This is a genomic window from Aerococcus sanguinicola, assembly GCF_001543145.1.
Classification (GTDB): Bacteria; Bacillota; Bacilli; order Lactobacillales; family Aerococcaceae; genus Aerococcus; species Aerococcus sanguinicola.
Genome location: NZ_CP014160.1, coordinates 656,361 through 676,131, shown reverse-complemented (window position 1 = coordinate 676,131; position 19,771 = coordinate 656,361). Strand labels below are relative to the sequence as shown.

Below are 19,771 nucleotides of genomic sequence, written 5' to 3'. Positions count from 1 at the left end.
CGATTCTTTGCAACGTTACAAGGTGACTTTGGCCTATGATGGCAGTCCCTATGTCGGCTTTCAAGTGCAGCCCAATGGACCTAGTGTCCAGGGGGAGCTACAGCGGGCTTTAAAATTGATGACCAAGGGCCAGGCGATTAATGTTCATGGCTCTGGACGGACAGATTCTGGGGTCCATGCTTATGGTCAGGTGGTCCACTTCGATTACCCAACGCCGATAGCTGAAGAGGCGCTCCTGCGTGCCCTGAATAGTATCTGTGACGATAGCATCTGTATTCAAAAGGTCGAAGCGGTGGAAGACACTTTCCACGCTCGCTACCATACCTCGGGCAAGCGCTATATTTACCGGGTGGAAGGGGCGCCTTTCATGTCCCCCTTCAAGCGCCACTATGCCCTCCACCATCCCTATCGGACAGACCTTGACCGTATGGCCCAAGCCTTGAGCTATGTTAAGGGCCAGCATGATTTTGAAAGCTTTTGTTCAACTCATACCGATAAGACGAATTTTGTGCGTACCATTTACCGGGCAGAAGTACATCCAGGAGCAGACCCTTCTAGCTATTACTTCCTCTTTGAGGGGGATGGCTTCTTGTACAATATGGTCCGTATCTTGGTGGGCACCCTGCTCCAAATCGGCGACGGGCTTAAACCGATTGAGGAGATGCCCCGTTTGCTTGAAGTCCGAGACCGCAATGAAGCGGGCCCCACTGCAGCCGCTCATGGCCTCTACCTGGATGAAGTTTTCTATTTATCAGCAGAAGACCGGGCTCAAAAGACCGCCCAGTGGTTGAACTTTAAGAAGGAAGCAGATTTTGATGCATAGGAAGAGGAGGCGTTTGTTCTGTTACTTGTTATTTTTCTTGGCATTGTGGTGTCACTCTTGCTGGTAGGATCGTCCTTTTATTTATACAAACGGTCGCGCAATAAGTGGTACTTGCTCTTTATTGGCATTGGCCTCTTCTTTTGGGTCTTTGCGACGGCCATGCTCTTTATGACGATCTCTGCTTAGTATCATGTTTTATAGGCTTAAATCAACTTTGGAAGGCAAAAAAACTCCCAGCCACAGATGGACTGGGAGTTTTTTCTTATCCTGTGAATTATTCAGCTAACTTAGCTTCTTGGTCTAGGGCCGCTTGGGCTAGGATGTTGAGATAGTGCCATGGGCGGTCAAAGTGAGGTTGGAAGAGGAAGTCGACATAGGCTAAATCTTCAATGGTCATATGGTTTTGGATGGCCAAGGAGAGGGTGTTGGCGGATTGGGTGATGTCATACTTGGACATTAATTGGCCCCCAACGATCCGACCGGTGCCCACTTCGTAAACAAGTTTCATATGAACGACTTCATTGGTTGGCATGAATTCGGGACGGTAGAAGTCCTTGACATAGACAGAACGAGTGTCTAGGCCGAATGATTCAGCTGAGCCATCGTTAACCCCTGTCGAGCCAATGTTCCAGCCAAAGAGTTTCAAGCCAGAAGTAGATTGGGTACCACGATATTCGACACGGTCCTCTTTAATGTTCTTACCTACTAAGTTCCCCATACGAACGGCATTAGTAGCCAATGGAATGTAGGCATGGCCGTCATTAGGGTTGTAGTTCACGGCGCAAGAGTCGCCACAAGCGTAAATATCTGGGTCAGAGGTATGCATGAAGTCATCGACGATTAAGGCACCGTTGTCGAAGGTCTTGAGGTCGCCGAAGAGTTCATTGTTAGGTTTGAAGCCGACACATAGGATGGCCATGTCACATTCATATTCACCCTTATTGGTCCGAACAGCTTTGACAGCACCATTTTCATCTGCAACGAAGCCATCAGCAAGTTCTGACATGTGGATTTCAACCCCATGTTCTTGGATGGTTTCTTCTAAGATATCGGTCATTTCGCTATCGAGATACTTGCTCAGTGGGTGAGGCATGCCGTCGATGAGGACAACTTCCTTGCCGGTTTCAGCGAAGGCTTCAACAAGTTCAATCCCGATATAACCCCCACCAACAACAGCTACCCGTTTCTTATCGTCTTTCTTAGCGATAATTTCTTGGGCATGGTTAAAGTTCTTGCAGAGAAGAACATTGTCAAGGTCTAAGCCATCAATTGGAGGAATAATTGGCCAAGAACCTGAAGAAAGCACTAACTTATCATAGCTATCTTCAAAGACTTCGCCTGTCTTCAAGTCTTTCACTTGAACTTTCTTGTTGGCTTGGTCAAGTTCTAAGACATCGTGTTCCATCTTCACATTGGCGCCGAGTTCAGCTAAGGCATCTGGGCTAGAGTAGAAGAGGCCGTCAACATCCTTAACAACGCCACCAACATAGAGGGCAATCCCACATGAGAGGAAGGATACATTATCGTTCCGTTCATAAATGGTAACATCGATGTCATCATTTTCATTTAACATAGTGGTTACTGCAGCAGTTCCGGCATGGGTACAGCCAATTACAATAACTTTCATTTGACATTCTCCTTTATTATTAAAGTAAAATTTATTACTAACTCTTTCACAATCTTATTATACATGATGATACCGATTTCACAAGCTATTAACTTTCAAAAATATACAAAAAATGTTCTATTAATAGAACTATCATTAAATTTATATCTTGTTAAGAAGGCTAAAAAGCTACTATGAAAGCCTTATTATATCCTTTTTTGCCTTTTTCAGGTCTCCTTATTCTAAGAAAAAACTAATCAAATTTCGCTTTATAATAAACAATAAATGTATTTGTCTTCTAGCTCTTGCTCAATAATTATGAAAGGGCTTTTAATTGTAGTTTGGATGGCTTTATGTCATGATAGAATCAGTAATAATGGCGCAAACTAGCAAGCGATAACAGAAAGAGGGATAGCATGAAAAGCAAAGCAGCAGTGGCTTTTGGGCCCAATGATTTAAGAATGGTTGAAGTAGATGTTGAGGATCCGCATCCAGGTGAGGTAATGGTTAAGATTGCCCACACCTCGGTTTGTCATACGGATATTTATAGCTTATCAGGTGATGACCCATCGGCTATTTTCCCTTGTATCTTGGGGCATGAGGCCGCGGGGGAAGTGGTAAAAGTTGGGGAGGGCGTTGAGAGCGTTGAAGTAGGCGACCATGTGATCCCCCTCTGGAAGCCAGAATGTGGGAAATGTGACTATTGCCAGAAAGGCTTGAACTTCTGCTCGGCGATCAGTGAAACCCAGGGCCAAGGCGTGATGCCCGATGGAACGCCGCGCTTCTCTTATGAAGGTAAGCCAATCTATCATTTCATGGGGACTTCAACTTTCAGTGAATATACCGTCCTACCTGAGATTGCCTTGACTAAGATTGATCCCGAAGTGCCCATGGATGAAGTCTGCCTCTTAGGCTGTGGGGTAACCACTGGAATTGGGGCTGTCCGCAATGATGCTGCCGTTTATGAGAAGGCAACTGCGGCTGTCTTTGGTATCGGGACGCTGGGTCTAGCTGCCATCCAAGAACTCAAGCGGACGCAAGCCGAACGCATTATTGCAGTCGATATCGATTCCAACAAAGAAGAAGTAGCCCGCGACTTCGGGGCGACGGACTTCATCAATTCGAGCGAATTGGACCGCCCTGTTCAGGAAGAAATTATCGAATTGACCGATGGCGGGGTTGACTTCAGCTTTGTTTGTGTGGGCAATACCGACGTGATGAATGCCGGTCTTGAAGCTACGCACAAGGGCTGGGGTGAAAGTGTCATCATGGGCGTTGCTGCCGGCAATGACAAGATCTCAACCCGTCCCTTCCAATTGATTACCGGTCGGACCTGGCTAGGAACTTCCTTTGGTGGGGTCACTGGACGTACGGGACTCAGCGAATTAGTGGAAGAATACTCTGAGGGTGGCATTGACCTCAAGCCCTTCATCAGTCACCGCATTGCCTTTGACGATATTGAACAAGCCATTGAATGGCAAGAGAACGGTGAATCCCTGCGAGATATTCTGACTTTCTAGGAGGTTTAACCATGGAATTAATTGAAAGTAAGAAAATTTTTGGCGGAGACCAGGTCCGCTACAAGCACGACTCCAAGGTCCTTGGTTGTGAGATGGTCTTTAGCCTCTTTCTGCCAAAAGAAGCCCAGGAGCATCCGGTACCCCTGGTCTGGTTCTTGTCGGGGCTGACCTGCGATGACCAGAACTTTTCCACCAAGTCAGGCTTCCAGCGCTATGCAGCAGACTTGGGATTAGCGGTCTTAATTCCGGATACCTCTCCACGCGGATCAGAAGTCGCCGATGACGAGGCCTATGACCTGGGCCAAGGCGCTGGCTTCTACCTCAATGCCAGCCAGGAACCCTGGGCTAGCCACTATCGGATGTATGATTATCTATTGGAAGAGCTCGCTGAGCTCGTTGAAGACTGCCTCCCTCATGGCTCTAGCCAACAAGCCATCATGGGGCATTCCATGGGCGGTTACGGCGCTTTGATGATGGGGCTTAAAAATCCCCAACGCTTCCAAAGCATCTCGGCCTTTGCTCCCATTTCAAATCCGACCCAAGTGCCTTGGGGACAGAAAGCCTTCAGTGCCTATCTCGGACCTGACGAAAGTGCTTGGGCTGACTGGGATCCTGTCCACTTGATCAAGGAAGCCAAAGATGAAATTCCTATCTTCATTAGCCAAGGCACAGCAGATGAATTTTACCCTGAGCAATTGGCTGAAAGTGCCTTCCTGGAAGCAGCAGAGGGCGCTGACTACCCCGTCCGCTATCAAAAGGAAGAAGGCTATGACCATTCCTATTACACCATTTCAACCTTTATTGGCAAGCACTTGAAATTTCATAAAGGGTATTTATAAGATCTGAGTGATTGCGTTTAGATTTAAATAGGACCACAAAAAAAGAAACTGGGCCTTGTTTCCAGTTTCTTTTCGTTTATAGTCAATTATTTTAGTTTTCTATTTCTTATTAATTAGTCATTGAGTAAGATATAGTTTCAATATCAGCTAGTTTTCGAGCAGGAGTGGAGCTTTGAATTTGATCGTTAGCCATGAATAAGCAAGCGAAGCGAATTATGGAGCGTAGGCTTTAGCCGTACGGTCCGTTTGAGTCTCGCTAGGCGAGAGACCTTGGCTCGAGCCGGTGCTATGCTTTAGCCGTTGAAGCTTCAGCGACTTACGGATAAAGTACAAGACGGCTTCAGCCGTTGTTGATCCTCTGAATATTCAACGATCAAATTCAAAAGTGAAACGGATGCTCCACCACACCATTTGTTAAAGAAACATTATTCTGCAGACGACTCCTTATCTTTCTTGCGGAAAAGATGGGAGAGAACTAGGCCGGTAAGGGTCAGGATCGGGATGCCTTCGACGAGGAAGGCTAGAGCGTTAGTTTTTTTCATAGGGCACCTCCTTACTGATATTATAACAAGATTTCCAAAGAAAATTAAGCTTAGGGATTGACTTCTCTTGACGGATAAGGTATGATATTAAACGGTATTGTTTGCCCCACGATTGCCCCGGAAATCAATTGTGAATTGCAACAATCAGTCAAGAAAAACGGAGGAAAAGTAGATAATGCGTACAACATATATGGCAAAAGCTAACGAAGTTGAACGCCAATGGGTTATCTTAGACGCAACAGATATTCCATTAGGTCGTCTTTCAACAGTTGCAGCATCAATGCTGCGCGGTAAAAACAAAGCAACTTTCACCCCTAACGTAGACACTGGTGACCAAGTAATTATCATCAACGCTGAAAAAGTTAAATTAACTGGTAAAAAAGCATCTGATAAGAAATACTACCACCACTCAGGTTACCCAGGTGGCATCTACGAAACAACTGCAGGGACTTTACGTGCGGAAAAACCAGAACGTTTAATTGAATTATCAATTAAAGGCATGCTTCCTAAGAACAAATTAGGTCGTCAACAATTCACGCACTTACATGTTTATGCTGGCGCGGAACATCCACACCAAGCACAACAACCTGAAACTGTAGACATCAAGGACTTAATTTAAGGAGGGAACAGCTAGTGGCACAAGCACAATATCAAGCAACTGGACGTCGTAAGAACTCATCTGCCCGTGTACGCTTAGTACCTGGTAATGGGAAGATCGTCTTCAACGGCAAAGAAATGGAAGACTACCTTCCATACGCATCTCTATTCGTTATCGTAAAACAACCTTTAGCAGTTACTCAAACTGAAGGTCAATACGATGTATACATTAACGTTCACGGCGGCGGTTATGCTGGTCAATCAGGTGCAGCTCGTCACGGTATCGCCCGTGCCTTACTGCAAGTTGATCCAGACTTCCGTAAACCATTAAAAGACGCTGGCTTGCTCACACGTGACCCACGTATGAAAGAACGTAAAAAACCAGGTCTTAAGAAAGCTCGTAAAGCGCCTCAATTCTCAAAACGTTAAGAATTGGCGACCAAGAACTTTTCCAGCACTTGCCCATGGCAGGTGCTTTTTTTATGCTTGTTTTAGCTTATCAATTTGATAAAATAGGACAAATGGTTCAGATTCTAAATCTGGAGAAGTAAAGGAGTTAATGGCTTGTGGAATGCATGCATATTATCTGTAATCCGAAGTCTGGGATGGGCAAGGGAAGGAAACGCTTGAATGAAGTCACCAGCTATTTAGAGAGTTGGGGAACGGATTATCAGATTTACCTGACCCAGTACCCTGGCCATATGGGAGAGCTCTTAGTAAGTTGCTTGTCCCAATTTAAAGAAGAGGATCGGTTAATCCTGGTTGGTGGGGATGGGAGCCTGCATGAATTGGTGAATCTTTTGGCCGATCGGGGCCTCGACCTGCCTCTTGCCTTTGTTTCAGCCGGGACGGGCAATGATTTTAGCCGCTACTACCAAGCGGACAAAGAGAGCATAGAAGACCTGCTTGCTCCCATGTTTAAAGGCCAGGTTCGCCGGCTTAAAATTGGCCGGGTTGGTCCAACTTTAGATAAGGCTGGAGGCGTCTTTGTCAATAGCCTAGGCTTTGGCTTCGATGGCCAGGTGATCCATGAGAGCGAGACCCTAAAAGCAAAGGGCGGTTTTTGGCAAGTGCCCGGGGCAAACCAGGTCCGCTATCTGGTGAGTCTTTTCCGGTCCTTGCGCCGGGTTCCTAAGTTTGCCCTTGATGTAAAGCTAGGCGACCACAGCCAACATTTTTCTGATGTTAGCTTGGTGGCAGTCATGTTGAATCCTTACTTTGGTGGGGGCATCCAGCTCGATCCCCGGATAGCCGAACTAGAGGACGACCTGGCCCTTGTAGTGATCCATGACCTGGATTGGCAGGCGATTCCAGGCTTGCTCTACCAGATTCTATGGCGTAAGGGCCAGGGTGATTCCAAACACCTGGCCTTCTACAGGGGCCCGAGCTGTAACCTAAGCCTGACGCCAGCTATTCCAGGTCAGGTGGATGGGGAAGCGATTTTTTCACCCGCTAGGTCTTTTAGCTGCCGGCTTGGCCAACAAGCCTTTTATCTTTAACCCTGGTTGATCGATATGTTCGTTTATAGCGAAAGGGAAGCTTAGCTTAGGCTAGCTGGTCCTTTCGCCTTTCTTTTTTTGAATATGTCATTTATATTTGACACTTCTTCGACTTTAAGTTAGACTGGGAGTGTGTCATATATAGATGACAGAAGGAGGGGAGGCCATGAACCATGTGCGATCTTACCGTCAGAAGCTAGGCATTTCTCAGGCGGAACTCGCTCGGCGGGTGGAGGTGGCTCGGCAGACCATTAATTTAATTGAGAATGATAAGTATAATCCGTCGCTCGACCTTTGTCTGCGCTTAGCCCATGCTTTGGGAACTGATTTAAACCAATTGTTTTGGAATGAGGAGGAATCTTAAATGAAAAAACGTATTATCCAACACTACCTCGGCTTCATCGGCCACCGTGATGAATACCAAGAGAAGAAGCTCAATGAAGTCCTGGCCTTTGCCAATATCGTGACCCAGTATGCCATTTCCATCTTGATTTTAATCAGCTTGCTTTGGGACCTCAACCAGGGACAGGTCAGCTTGGGGACCATCTTTCTCTTTCTTCTCTTGATGGGCAATTCCCTCTATATCCTGGCCAAGACGCGCAAGTACCGGCTGGCCGATACCGAATTCTATGATGCCAAAGATTATAAAAAAGCCGTCCGCCAACTCCGCCAGCAAATGCTCCGCGCTGGTCTTTTGTGGACCCTAGGCATGATCTTCTGGATGGAAGTGGTCTTTCCTTATATGGACGGCCGGGCTTTGGAATTCAGTGGGGCCAAACTAGCCATCTATCTTGTCGGAGGTCTGGCCTTTACAGTTACAACGTATCTCATCACCAAGTCCAAACTCCACCTGGTCAAAGATTAAAGCTAGCGTCTCCATTTATTAATCAGTAAATAAAGAACTAAAAAAGCAGCCTAGGGCATCGATTATGATGTGACCGACTAGGCTGCTTTTATCTATTTATCTCTAAACTTGCCAATTACAGCTAGTGAGCTACTCTAACTGACTTAGTCTTCTTTCTTAAATGCAGAGTTCTTATCGAGCTCTTCCTGGCTGATTTGGCCAGCTTCAACGGCGGCTTGGTTGAGGCCTTGGACATAGTCTTCGTAGTCTGGCATAAAGGCAACTTGTTCCCAGTCACCTGTTGGCAGGTCGGCTTGGTTGGCTTGGGCTTGGCCAGGGGTTGATCGGCCTTCTTTAATGTAGTCGACCAAGACTTGGCTTAATTCATCAACCACATCGGGATGGTCTGTAATGACATTGTGGCTTTCGGAGAGGTCATCACGCAGGTCATAGAGTTCCGTTGCTTGGAAGGTTTCCTTATAGCTGTCGACGTTACGCTCATAGCCGCCTAGGCCGCCATCCTTAACCATGATGAGCTTCCAGAAGTCGCGGCGGATGGAGAAGCCCCCGTTACCGGCAGAGTGGATGATGTCTTCGCGGACAGCCTGGTCCTTGCCCTGCCAGAGGGGAAGGTTGGAGTAGCTATCTTCAGCCACGTCATCGCGTTTCTCTTCGCCCAGGATATCGGCGATGGTATTGTAGAAGTCGGAGTGGGAGACCATGTGATTAGAGACGGTATTGGCTTCAATCAGTCGTGGATAGCTGACGATGGTAGGTTCCCGGTGACCGCCTTCCCAGATGTGCATCTTATGGCCGCGGAGCCCATTGCTTGGGTCGTGGTCTTCTTCTTCCTTCAAGCGGTCAATATCAACGATTGGTGAAGCGCCGTTATCTGAAGTAAAGATGAAGAGGGTATCCTCATAGATGCCGGCTTCCTTGAGCTTATTGGCAATTTCACCCACATAGGAGTCAAGCTGGAGCACGAAGTCACCGTAGTCACCGATTCCTGATTTACCGCGGAAACGTTCTTGGGGGATAATCGGACCGTGGACGAGGTGGTTAGGGTAGTAGAGGAAGAAGGGGTCATCCGCTTCAATCATCTCGTCTAAAACCTCGAGCGCCTTGGCCTGCATTTGGTCTGGGACATGGTAGGGGCTGTGCTCAGGAGCCATCACGCCGGCTTCAATTGAGCGGTTGGTATCCGACTTGATCCGAGAGATATTGTGGTCACCGGCCATGTATTCAGGTTGGTAGAGGGCTCGGTCATTTTCGATAATGGTGAAGGGAGCTTGGTCCAGGCTGGCTGCTGTCCCATAGAAGTAGTCGAAGCCATAGTTGAGAGGGCCGAATTTAATCGGTTGGCTGTAGTCGATGTCGGTGCCCCGGAAGATCGGTTCATCCGTCGTATTCCCAAAATAAGGCCGGCCTTTTTGGTAGTTGGCTTCTTGGTCGCGGTACTTGTCCCCGTCAACCCCGTAGCGTTCATAGTCCTTGTGGTCCTTTAGGGTCCATTCCATCCCCAAATGCCATTTACCGATAGCAGCGGTTTGGTAGCCATGGTCTTTAAGCATTTGTGGGAGGGTACGCCGGTCTTTCTCGATCAAGGTCTGAGAGTCTCCAGGGATGACTGAGCTTTTAAGCCGGGACCGCCAATTATAACGGCCAGTTAAGAGGCCGTAGCGGGAAGGGGTGCAGAGGGCACTGGTGGCGTGGGAATCTGTGAAACGCATCCCGTCCTTGGCTAGGGCATCGATATGTTCCGTATGGATTTTGGATTCGGGGTTAAAGGCAGAAACGTCGCCCATCCCCAAGTCGTCTGCAAAAATTAAAACAATATTTGGTTTCTTTTGACTCATTAAGAAGTCCTCCTTTAAATTAAATGTCAGTGCTAATTATTGTAGTAGCGGGCATCCCGGCTCTGAGTGGCATAGGATGTGTCTTGGTTCACATAGTCATCGTCATCATCAGCTTGGCCAATTTCACCGGCCCATTCGTAGGCCTTCTTGGCGATAAGAACGGCGATGATCTCATTGATGAGAGCGGCTGCCGGAATGATGATCTGGATGCTGGCGCCGAGGTCACTTGCAACAAGACCGATGACCTGGGCAGCCATGGAAGAGAAGACCAGGGAGATCCCGGAGTGGGGCATCATGGTGAAGGCCAAGTATTTTTGGACTGTGGAGTCGGCCCCGATGCGTTTGCCTCCGAGATTAGACCCGATAAAGCTCCCTAGTAAACGGAAGGCGATATAGGCGAGACTCCAGATACCAGCTTGGACCAGCAAGCTAGGGTCGAGAGGAGCAGCCAGATTCAAGATGATGAGCAGGAGCCCAGCCGATTGTACCGGACTAAAGCCATCGCTCAGCGCCTCACGCTGGTCGTCTGAAATCACATTGACCAGGGCAGCTGAGAAGGTAGCCCCTAGGATAATGTAATTGGCCATGGGAGTAGGATAAAGCCAATAGTCAACAGCTAACATAATGGCAGTCGTTAAGACAATACTGGTGAGGAAACGTCCCAAGCCACTCCCTTCAGCGTTTTCGATGAAGCGGCCAGCCAGGTATCCGAGTCCGACCCCAATCAAGATAGGGACGACCATCATGAGCCCGAGATTGACCAGGGCAGAAGTGGATGCCTCGCTGAATTGGGATTGGAGGACGGAGATGAAGAGGTAGAAGATAATATTCACCAAGAGGGTATTCATCACCGTCATGGACACCGTCGCCCGCGAGAGCGGACCATCTGTCTTGTATTCGTTAATCACCGATAAGACAGGGGCTGGTGCCGTTGCCATGGCAATGACAGCGAAGATGATCGCAATCAGGAAAGGAACATCCAACCAAGCAAAGATCAGGCCAAAAGCCAGAGTCACGGTGAGGAAGATTCCGAGCATCTGCCAGATGGCGAGTTCGAAGATGGAGCTACCGACCTTCTTGATCTTAGACACAATCAAGTTGGAACCAATCATGATCCCCACGATCACTTGGGCGAGCGTGGCCAGTAATTGGAAGGCGGGATGGCCTGTGATCCCTTCATGGAAGAGATTGAGCATGTTGGGCCCAACCAGCATGCCGCACAGGAGCCAGCCGAGAATCGCAGGCAGTTTCACTTTTTGGATCAGGCGTCCTGCCGCGTAGACGAGGGCAATGGCTAACACAAATTGTATGAAAGGCATACAAAACCTCCTTTTTCGATTTAAATTTTAAAAATAGCCTATCTTAACTCTAACATTAATCTCATGAAAATTCTGACATGACCCCTTGATAATTAGCGATTCTTTCTAATACTGCTAGGCAAGTCATCCTGCGCTTTGTGACGAGTTGGGCAACGTCTGATGCCGGCCTGGCAGAACTCCGGGAGGTCCTAAAGCAAGTAGGTGTCCATAAAAAGCTTGAAGCGCGCGCCTTGATTGTTTAAAATATAGGTTATTAAACAATATAAGGAGTAGTCAGGTGAAGCAAAAAAGGAAGAAGGGCTGTTTGTACGGCCTCATTATATTGCTAGTTTTCTTTGGCTTAGTGAGTTATGGTGTCGGCTCTTATTTCGTGAATTATGCCCTCGTTCCCCAACAAGGAGCAGAAAAGCGAGAGGCAGCTGTTGATGTCTCAGCAGACCAGCTCGCGATTGACCAGGCTAGGGCCAAGGAAGAACAGGCCAGGCAGGATTGGTTGGCTGGACTGGGGGACCGGCGTCAAGCGTTAAGTATCCAGTCAACAGACGGCTTGAAGCTCTATGGCCACCAGATTAAGCAGTACCGCCCGAGCCATCGCTGGGTAATTATCGTCCACGGTTATCAGTCCAGTGAAGACGAATCCAATCTCTTAGCCAGGCATTTCGCTGAGGCTGGCTACAATGTCTTGACCTACAGTCAACGTGCCCACGCACCCAGCCAAGGCAAGTATATTGGGATGGGCTACTTTGAAAAGGATGACCTCCTAGCTTGGACCAAGTGGCTGGTCAAAGAAGACCCGAAAGCGGAGGTTGTCTACCATGGCACCTCCATGGGTGGGGCCACCGTCCTGATGGCATCAGGTCTGGACCTGCCCAAGCAAGTAAAGGCCATTATCTCAGACTGTGCCTATAGCTCAACTTGGGATATCTTTGCTTCAGAATTGAAATGGCGCTTTAATCTTCCAGCCTTCCCCGTTCTCTATATGGCAGAAGGCGTGGGCCGCTTGCAGGCGGGTTACGATATCCGCTGGGCGGAGCCAAAGAATGAAGTCGCCAAAACTGACTTACCCATCCTCTTTATCCATACCGAAAAGGATGATTTCGTCCCCGTTGACATGGCCCGCGAACTCTATGCCAGTAAAAAGCAGGGACCCAAGGAACTGTTCCTCTTGCCCAATGGTGGGCACGCCGAAGCCAAATACCAGCCGGGCTACTATGAGCGGATTGCGGATTTCTTGACTGATTATCTAAGTTCAAGTGGTATTAAGAAGGCCTTGGAGAGCTGAAAAGTAAAACAACATTATTTTTAATACTACCTAGCTAACAAATAGTTTTCTAGTCTCTACATATTCAGTAGAAAGAGTCTATAATATTGACAGAAGGGGAGCGTTGTTGATTATAATGCTCCTCTTTTTTATAAAGAAGGATGCTGGTCTCAGAAAATGAAAATAAAATTACAGAATATTCGCAAAAGCTACGGCTCTTTTGAGGCCCTTAAAGGGATTGATTTAGTTTTTGAAGAGGGAAAATTTTATGGTTTACTTGGCCCTAATGGAGCTGGGAAAACGACTCTCTTTAACCTTTTGATTAAAAATTTCAAGCCAAATTCAGGTGAAATATCTTGGGAAATTGAGGGTAAAGCTTTAAGCGACAGGGAATTGTATCGACATATTGGTATTGTTTTTCAAAGTAATCGCTTGGATAATAATTTGACGGTGGAAGAGAATTTGATTGCTAGAGCTGCTTTGTATAACTTGTCAAAAGCACAGGTTCGAAAACGCCTCGAAGACTTACAAGACTATTTGAATCTTTGTGAAATTAAAAAGAAAAAATATGGGCAATTATCAGGCGGGCAGAAGCGTAAAGTAGACATTGCACGCGCCCTGTTATCTAATCCTTCTTTGCTTTTACTGGATGAGCCCACAACTGGTTTAGATCCCCAAACAAGACGTGATTTGTGGGAAGCGATTAAGCATTTAAATAAGGAAGCTCATATGACAGTTATTTTGATCACGCATTATCTTGAAGAGATGGCAAGCTGTGATGTTTTGAATGTCTTAATTGCTGGAAAACTTTATTATTCAGGAAATGTTTCAGGTTTTATCAAAGAACATTCAACAACCAATCTCCAAATATTGTTAAAAGAAAGCTATTCAGTCCAAGCGTTAGAAATTGCTCCATTTATAAATAAAAGTACGGTTGTTAGTAATAGAGAAATTTTAATTTCTGATGTCACAGTAGATGAGATCATGCAGATTATTTCTGATAATCATGAAAAATCAATAATCGAAAGTTTTAACGTAGCTTATTCTAATTTGGAAACAGCCTATCTAAATTTGCTTAAGGAAAAAGATGGAGAGAGTAATGTTTGAATTCATTTCTAGAAATTTTAAGGTTTATACGCGTGATCGTATGGCTTTCTTGATGTCATTTTTATCGATCATTATTCTTATTTTGATTTACCAAATCTTCTTGGGAGAAATTCAGGTTGATGCCATCAAGTTAGCTCTCAACAGTAAGACGGCTTCGACAGATACGATTCAAATGGTTAATTATTGGTTGATTGCAGGATTAACGACTATTATTTCAATGACGGGGACCTTGGGTGCTTTTGGGGTTATGGTAGCAGACCGTGAAAATAAATTGACTGAGGATTTTAAAGTTAGTCCGACTTCTCCCATACTGATTGAATTATCTTACGCGATCTTTGCTATTCTTTTTGGCATTACTTTAACCCTATTTTCTTGTATTTTTGCTATTGGAATTTTTAATGGCTTTTCTTCTATATTTGATTTTACAGCCATGGATTATGTCAAGATATTCGGTATTGTTTGTCTAGCTACAATTTTGTCGGCAACGATTATTCTACCCATTTTGACTTTTATTCAGTCAAGCTCAGCTTTTACAAGCCTAAGTACAATTGTAGGAACTTTTATCGGATTTATTTCAGGAGTCTATTTGTCAATTGGCTCAGTTGGGAAGACTTTGCAACAAATCATGACTTGGTTTCCTTTAACGCAAATTAATTCCCTATTAAAGCAGGTCTTGATGAAATCTTCAATGGATAGGGTGTTTGCTCAGGCAGATAGTGCTGTGATGACTGATTACAAGCAAGCCTATGGAGTGATTTTAAAAAATGCTGATGAAATCGTTTTGACGAATCGCTTTATATTGATTTATTGTTCGGGCCTTGTTTTGTCTTTTCTTTTGCTTCATCTTGTCATTAGAAAGCTCAAAAATTCTGGTAGATAATCCATTAAAAATCATCAATCGTAGGGATTAAGAGGCCCTTGGAGAGCTAAAGCAAGCAAAGTCTCCGGAAACTTGCTAGAATAGGGCAAGTGCTGAAAGGAGGGCTTACATGTTTTATCTCGGGCTTGGGCTTGTGGCAATTCTTTTGCTTCTCGCTCGTCTGATCTATCTTTATTATCATCTGGACACCGGCCAGGCGCCCCAGCTGGCTGATATTATCCTAGTGGCTGAAGGGCCGGCTCCGGAACGTAGTGACCAGGCTGTGGCTCTCTTAGAGGCGGGCTATAGTCAGACGGGCTATCTCTTGGTGGCGCCCCGCCCTGCCCACAAAGATTGGGATATCTTTCCGACTTATGTGAAGAAGGGGGCACCGCCTCAGAGTCTAGTGGCTGAAGACCAGGCCACTTCGACCTGGACCAATGCGGTGAACAGCCTAGCTATTATGGCCGAGCGGGGCTGGACCAGTGCCAATGTTGTGACCAGCGATTATCACATGCGCCGGACCATGCTCACCTTCCGCCGGGCCAACCGCCAGTACGGCTTTGACCTGACTTTCGTAAGTGCCCACCGGGATGGTCACGGCTACCGGGCCACCCCCAATGGACGTCGCATGGCTCGGATGGAGGTCCTGAAGTGGATCGGTTACCGGCTTTATCTTTACCATTGGATTGATTGGTAGGCAATGTGAAGCATTAATAATAAGAAAAGCAACTGGGGTCATCAGTCCAGTTGCTTTTTGTGATTACTTATTTTCTCTTATTCTAAGTCCAGGGTGACCAAGTGGCTGAGCCGGTCGGGACTGTCCTTTTGCATGGCAAGTTCAGGCGCCTGGCCCTGGTAGTTGGAGGCGTAGTGCCAGTCGCTAAGCCAGTTGCGGAGGTCTTCTTTGTGGACGAAATAAGGCATGCGCTGGTGAACGCGGCCGACGACCTGGTCAGCAGCCCGAGTCATGAGGACAGCCTGGGCTTGGCTTTGGCCGTCTGCTTGCACAGTGACCTGGTAGCAGCCACCGACGAAGAGGACCTGGCTGGCTGAGAAGAGGAAGCGGGTCTTGTCGGCCGACCACTCGTAGAAGGCGGACATGGGGAAGATGCAACGGCGGTAGCGGAAGGACTGGGCAAAGGCCAGCTTATCGTTGATGCTTTCCGACCGGGCATTGATTAGGTATTGCTTCTTCTTGAAACCGTCAAAACCCCAGCGCATACTGGCTACCCGGACCTTGGCGTTTGGGTCTAAGCCCAAGCAGACCACCTCTTGGCCAGGATAGATGGTGCCGCTAGCCGCCTTGTTTTGGCCCAATTTGCGGTAGAAGTGGGCCAAGAGGGGGTCCTTGAGCTGGTATTCATAGCGTCCGCACATGGAATCGCTCCTTTCCTTTTATCCTAATGATAACACAGCTTTTCTTTTACATAATAATTAACAAAATGTTACAAGTGTGTTACAATAAAGGTAAGAAGGACAGAGGAGGGATCCCCATGAAAAAGAGTGTTATTGCCAGTGTTGGACTCGCCGCTTTACTGGTGGCCCTCAATGCGCCAAGTGCAACGGCTAGTCAATCGCTTGTAGAAATGAATCCGAACGAAGCCAGTCAAGCCTTCATTAAAGAAATTCCAGCCATCAATCAGTTGACTGCAGCTCCACACATTGTAGATATTCGAACCAGTGTCCAAGATGTCGCACCGGTTCAAGCCCGTCAAAAGCAGGAGACTACAGCTATCCAAGCAAGAAGAGCTCCTGAAGAAGACCTACAGCCCAATAAACAATCCCCAGCAGGTCAAAGGGAAGCTGAGCCGATGGAAGAACAAGCTCCAGCAAGTCAAAAGAGCTACCTGATGGGCCCAAGCCAAGATCCTGAGACCGGACGGACCCAGTACGACTACCGGGTCGATAGCCCCGATGGTCGGGTCGCCCATCTCGATGCCCTCTACCAAGTAGACGAGGCAACAGGTCAAGTCTATCAGATGGACATGCTCACTGGACAATGGGTATTGCTTGGGGAATAGGATTAGCTCTGCTAGATTGAAAGGTTAGGGACTCAAGATTAAAAGCTCATTTTTTTGAAATTTAGATCGATAACTAAGGATTTGACTAATAACGGTTAATTAAGGAGTACAATGATTGTACTCCTTTTTATTTTGGGCAAGGCTTAAGATAAGCTTAATAATAGGCTTTATTATTCCCTTATAAGCTCAAATCGCATTTGACTATCAATAAAAAACATAAAACATGCATCCTTATTATTTTTCCTTATAATGGAAGACAGTGTAAGGAAAGGAAGGAATATGAATACATTTAAAAGTATGGTAAAAATTGGTCTCGCCTATCTCGGCGTGATCATCGGAGCAGGTTTTGCTAGTGGGCAAGAAATGTTCCAGTATTTTGTAAGTTTTGGTAAAATGGGGATTTGGGGTTTGGTTATCTCCTCCATTCTCTTTATTGTCGGAGGAATCGTCCTCTTGCAATTCGGGAGCTACTACAAGGTCCAGGAGCACAGTGAGGTATTTAACCACATCTCATCACCATTTATTTCCAAAGTGATTGATTTCTTAATCAATATGACACTCTTTTGTACCGGTTTTATTATGATTGCTGGGGCAGGGACCAACCTCAACCAGCAATTCAACTGGCCAATCTGGGCCGGGGCGCTCCTAGTCTCAGCCCTGGTTATTGTGACTGGTTTTATGGATGTGGATAAGGTGACAGGTTTAATTGGGATGGTGACGCCCTTCGTCATTGTTTTCTTGATCGGGATCTTCATTCATACCCTTAACACCATGCCTATCCCTTATGAAGAAGCCATGGCGACAGCGGCAGCCCAAACGACAACCCTGCCCAACTGGTTGATCTCTACTTTGAACTATACCAGCTTGGCTCTGATGCTAGCCATTTCTATGGCTGTGGTCATTGGGGGCGAGGAATATAGTCCTAAGCAAGCAGGGCTCGGTGGCCTCTTTGGTGGGGTCCTCGTCGGCGGCTTACTTTTTGCTTCTTTCTTCTCAATCAGTTTGAATATCGACGGGGTCCTCGGCTCTTCCATGCCGCTACTCACTCTCTTCGATAATTTAGATCCAAGATTGGGCGTTGCTATGGCCATTATCATCTTCGGGATGATCTACAATACGGCTATCGGGATGTACTACGCCTTAGCCAAACGGGTTTCCCGGTCCAAGCCAGAAAACTTCAGTCGGAATATGATTATCTTGGTTGGAATCGGCTTCGTGCTTTCCTTCGCTGGTTTCGATACCTTGGTGGCTTATCTCTACCCCTTCATCGGCTATTGCGGTTTCTTCGTGATTGCCCTCCTGATTATCCAGTGGGCCATTCGTTACCGTCATATCCACCGGGAAATCCAGGTGCGTGATGAGTTGATCAAGATGGAAGTGAATCGCCAAGATGACGATTATGAATTTGGTCGTGAGGAGGCTGCAGATATGCGGGCCCTCTATGACGAGTCAAGGGTAGATAATAAGGAACTCTATGATGAAGTGACCGAACTCGGTCAGACGATGACAGATGACGCAGAGGATAACTAATACTTACACGCAAGAGAAGTCCCAGTGTGGGCTTCTTTTTGTTTATTATTGATTTAATTTATATACTGCTATATTAAATTGTGCTGGTGAGCATCCGTTTCGCTTTTGAATTTGGCCCTTAAAGAGCCATGGCATCGGCTCGAGCCAAGGTCTCTCGCCTAGCGAGCTTCAAACGTCTAGTACGGCTATCGCCTACTATACGTAATTCACATCGCTTGCTTGGTCATGGCTAAGGGCCAACTTCAACGCTCCACTCCTGCTCAAAAAATAAATAGTTATTAAGAATTGTATAAGTATTCTTCACTAGTCATGAAGTTAGAGGAATAGTGGGGGTAGGCTATCTTGTTCCCAGGGCCTGGTCGTGCTAAGATATTCCTAGCAAAATGCGCTGTCTAGCCTAAAGAAGGGGCTGGGGAGTTAATGAGGAGGAAGACAATGAAGGGGTATAAAGCACTCTTGATGCTGTTTCTGCTTGCTTTAATCACTTTGACCGGCTGTAGAAGTCTGAACCTGGAAAGCGGGGAGCAGTCGTCCAGCTCTGCTGAGGATGACCAGACAAGGATTCGCCTAGGGATCATGGGGGATGATACCCGCTTGTGGGAGCCCGTCCAAAAGCGTCTCAAGGCGGAAGGGATTGAGCTCGACCTGGTTAAGATAATGACCTATGACCAAGCCAACAAGGACCTATTAGCTGGCCGTATCGATGCGAATGCTAGTCAAACGCTAGCCTATCTGGAAGACTTTAATGGGAACCGCAAGTCCAAACTGGTTCCTATTGCCCATACGATGATCAGCCCCCTTGGCCTCTATTCCCACGAGGTCGACAACTTGGATGATCTCAGGGACAAGGCGCGGATTGTTATTCCCAAGGACCCGACCAATGCCGGGAGGGCTCTGAACTTGTTGGAAGCTGCTGGTTTAATTACCCTCAAGGAGACCGTAGAAACTTATCCTACTTTAAAAGACATCCAGGACAACCCTAAGGCATTCAAGATTGAACAAGTAGAAGCTTCGAAGACACCGCCTAAATTGACCGATGCCGATGCGGTAGTCATTAATACTAACTTCGCCTTGGATGCCAAGATGGACCCAGTTAAAGAGGCCTTGGTCCGTGAAGACCTCGACGAAGAAGAGGCGGCAGCCTATGTCCAGGTCCTCGCCGTCAAGGAGGAAGATGCCGACGATCCAATCTATCAAAAGCTGGTGGACGCCTTCCAAGCCCCTGATATGAAAGCCTTGATTAAAGAGACCAGCAAGGGAGCAAGCCAAGCCGCCTGGTAAATGGACTTAAGACGGGGTGTCCGATCTAGGGGATTACTAACAGCCTGATATCGGAATAAGCGATCACTGCTGATGATATTTTAGTATCGTGGCCGGTCTTGTCCCGACTTAAAAGCTTATGTTAGACTAAGGCTATCATCAATAAAAAGATCTCGTTGATAAGGAGAGTAGATCTTTCGAACTTTGTAGAGAGGCCTTGGGGGTGGAAGGGGCTAAGTGGCGAAAGATTGAAGATGGCCTTGGAGAGAGGAAGTGCAATCGGAG

The 19,771-nt window shown here is 46.8% G+C and carries 19 protein-coding genes; 15 read left to right on the top strand and 4 right to left on the bottom strand.

Annotated elements, in window-relative coordinates; genetic code table 11:
- Window positions 1-7: 7 nt before the first annotated feature.
- Window positions 8-823 (top strand): tRNA pseudouridine(38-40) synthase TruA, encoded by an 816-nt coding sequence (gene truA, locus AWM72_RS03040; protein WP_067972964.1) that lies wholly within the window; start codon window positions 8-10, stop codon window positions 821-823.
- 274 nt (window positions 824-1,097) lie between these two features.
- On the opposite strand, the gene AWM72_RS03035 is transcribed toward truA, so the two are convergent.
- Complete coding sequence (locus tag AWM72_RS03035; protein WP_067972961.1) at window positions 1,098-2,450, bottom strand: FAD-dependent oxidoreductase; 1,353 nt, start codon at window positions 2,448-2,450, stop codon at window positions 1,098-1,100.
- A 395-nt stretch (window positions 2,451-2,845) separates the two neighbouring features.
- Here AWM72_RS03035 and AWM72_RS03030 point away from each other — a divergent pair, with 395 nt between their 5' ends.
- The 7 genes from AWM72_RS03030 to AWM72_RS03000 all read left to right on the top strand — a co-directional run bounded on the left by AWM72_RS03030 (window position 2,846) and on the right by AWM72_RS03000 (window position 8,291).
- Window positions 2,846-3,949 carry an alcohol dehydrogenase catalytic domain-containing protein gene (locus tag AWM72_RS03030; protein ID WP_067972958.1) on the top strand — a complete coding sequence of 368 codons (1,104 nt, stop codon included), beginning with the start codon at window positions 2,846-2,848 and terminating at the stop codon, window positions 3,947-3,949.
- A gap of 11 nt (window positions 3,950-3,960) precedes the next feature.
- A complete protein-coding gene (fghA, locus tag AWM72_RS03025) occupies window positions 3,961-4,788 on the top strand; it encodes an S-formylglutathione hydrolase (RefSeq protein WP_067972955.1) in 828 nt (275 codons plus the stop codon).
- 717 nt (window positions 4,789-5,505) lie between these two features.
- Window positions 5,506-5,949, top strand: a complete 444-nt coding sequence (rplM, locus tag AWM72_RS03020; RefSeq protein ID WP_067972952.1) for a 50S ribosomal protein L13 — start codon at window positions 5,506-5,508, stop codon at window positions 5,947-5,949.
- 14 nt (window positions 5,950-5,963) lie between these two features.
- Complete coding sequence (rpsI, locus tag AWM72_RS03015) at window positions 5,964-6,356, top strand: 30S ribosomal protein S9 (RefSeq protein ID WP_067972949.1); 393 nt, start codon at window positions 5,964-5,966, stop codon at window positions 6,354-6,356.
- Window positions 6,357-6,502: 146 nt separating this feature from the next.
- Entirely contained in the window at window positions 6,503-7,426 is a 924-nt protein-coding gene (locus tag AWM72_RS03010) for a diacylglycerol/lipid kinase family protein (protein WP_067972946.1), read from the top strand.
- A 166-nt stretch (window positions 7,427-7,592) separates the two neighbouring features.
- On the top strand, window positions 7,593-7,790 hold the full coding sequence (locus AWM72_RS03005) for a helix-turn-helix transcriptional regulator (RefSeq protein ID WP_067972943.1): 198 nt from the start codon (window positions 7,593-7,595) through the stop codon (window positions 7,788-7,790).
- The gene (locus AWM72_RS03000) at window positions 7,791-8,291 is read left to right on the top strand and encodes a DUF3278 domain-containing protein (protein WP_067972941.1); all 501 of its coding nucleotides are present in this window, start codon (window positions 7,791-7,793) and stop codon (window positions 8,289-8,291) included. It begins immediately after the preceding gene.
- 143 nt (window positions 8,292-8,434) lie between these two features.
- Here AWM72_RS03000 and AWM72_RS02995 read toward each other — a convergent pair whose 3' ends face one another.
- Window positions 8,435-10,126, bottom strand: a complete 1,692-nt coding sequence (locus tag AWM72_RS02995; protein ID WP_067972937.1) for a sulfatase family protein — start codon at window positions 10,124-10,126, stop codon at window positions 8,435-8,437.
- A gap of 32 nt (window positions 10,127-10,158) precedes the next feature.
- Window positions 10,159-11,445 (bottom strand): cation:proton antiporter, encoded by a 1,287-nt coding sequence (locus AWM72_RS02990; protein ID WP_067972934.1) that lies wholly within the window; start codon window positions 11,443-11,445, stop codon window positions 10,159-10,161.
- A gap of 277 nt (window positions 11,446-11,722) precedes the next feature.
- On the opposite strand from AWM72_RS02990, the gene AWM72_RS02985 reads away from it, so the two are divergent.
- From AWM72_RS02985 to AWM72_RS02970, 4 genes are all read left to right on the top strand, one after another.
- A complete protein-coding gene (locus tag AWM72_RS02985; protein WP_067972932.1) occupies window positions 11,723-12,727 on the top strand; it encodes an alpha/beta hydrolase in 1,005 nt (334 codons plus the stop codon).
- 156 nt (window positions 12,728-12,883) lie between these two features.
- Window positions 12,884-13,813, top strand: a complete 930-nt coding sequence (locus AWM72_RS02980) for an ABC transporter ATP-binding protein (RefSeq protein ID WP_067972929.1) — start codon at window positions 12,884-12,886, stop codon at window positions 13,811-13,813.
- On the top strand, window positions 13,806-14,693 hold the full coding sequence (locus AWM72_RS02975; RefSeq protein ID WP_067972927.1) for an ABC transporter permease: 888 nt from the start codon (window positions 13,806-13,808) through the stop codon (window positions 14,691-14,693). The genes AWM72_RS02980 and AWM72_RS02975 overlap by 8 nt, the downstream gene beginning before the upstream one ends.
- 109 nt (window positions 14,694-14,802) lie before the next feature.
- A complete protein-coding gene (locus AWM72_RS02970; protein ID WP_067972924.1) occupies window positions 14,803-15,372 on the top strand; it encodes a YdcF family protein in 570 nt (189 codons plus the stop codon).
- Window positions 15,373-15,449: 77 nt separating this feature from the next.
- Here AWM72_RS02970 and AWM72_RS02965 read toward each other — a convergent pair whose 3' ends face one another.
- Entirely contained in the window at window positions 15,450-16,052 is a 603-nt protein-coding gene (locus AWM72_RS02965) for an SOS response-associated peptidase (RefSeq protein ID WP_067972919.1), read from the bottom strand.
- A 116-nt stretch (window positions 16,053-16,168) separates the two neighbouring features.
- On the opposite strand from AWM72_RS02965, the gene AWM72_RS02960 reads away from it, so the two are divergent.
- From AWM72_RS02960 to AWM72_RS02950, 3 genes are all read left to right on the top strand, one after another.
- A complete protein-coding gene (locus tag AWM72_RS02960) occupies window positions 16,169-16,696 on the top strand; it encodes a hypothetical protein (RefSeq protein WP_067972917.1) in 528 nt (175 codons plus the stop codon).
- Window positions 16,697-16,975: 279 nt separating this feature from the next.
- Complete coding sequence (locus tag AWM72_RS02955) at window positions 16,976-18,226, top strand: YkvI family membrane protein (protein WP_067972914.1); 1,251 nt, start codon at window positions 16,976-16,978, stop codon at window positions 18,224-18,226.
- A gap of 435 nt (window positions 18,227-18,661) precedes the next feature.
- On the top strand, window positions 18,662-19,507 hold the full coding sequence (locus tag AWM72_RS02950; protein ID WP_067972911.1) for a MetQ/NlpA family ABC transporter substrate-binding protein: 846 nt from the start codon (window positions 18,662-18,664) through the stop codon (window positions 19,505-19,507).
- The last annotated feature ends 264 nt before the right edge of the window (window positions 19,508-19,771 follow it).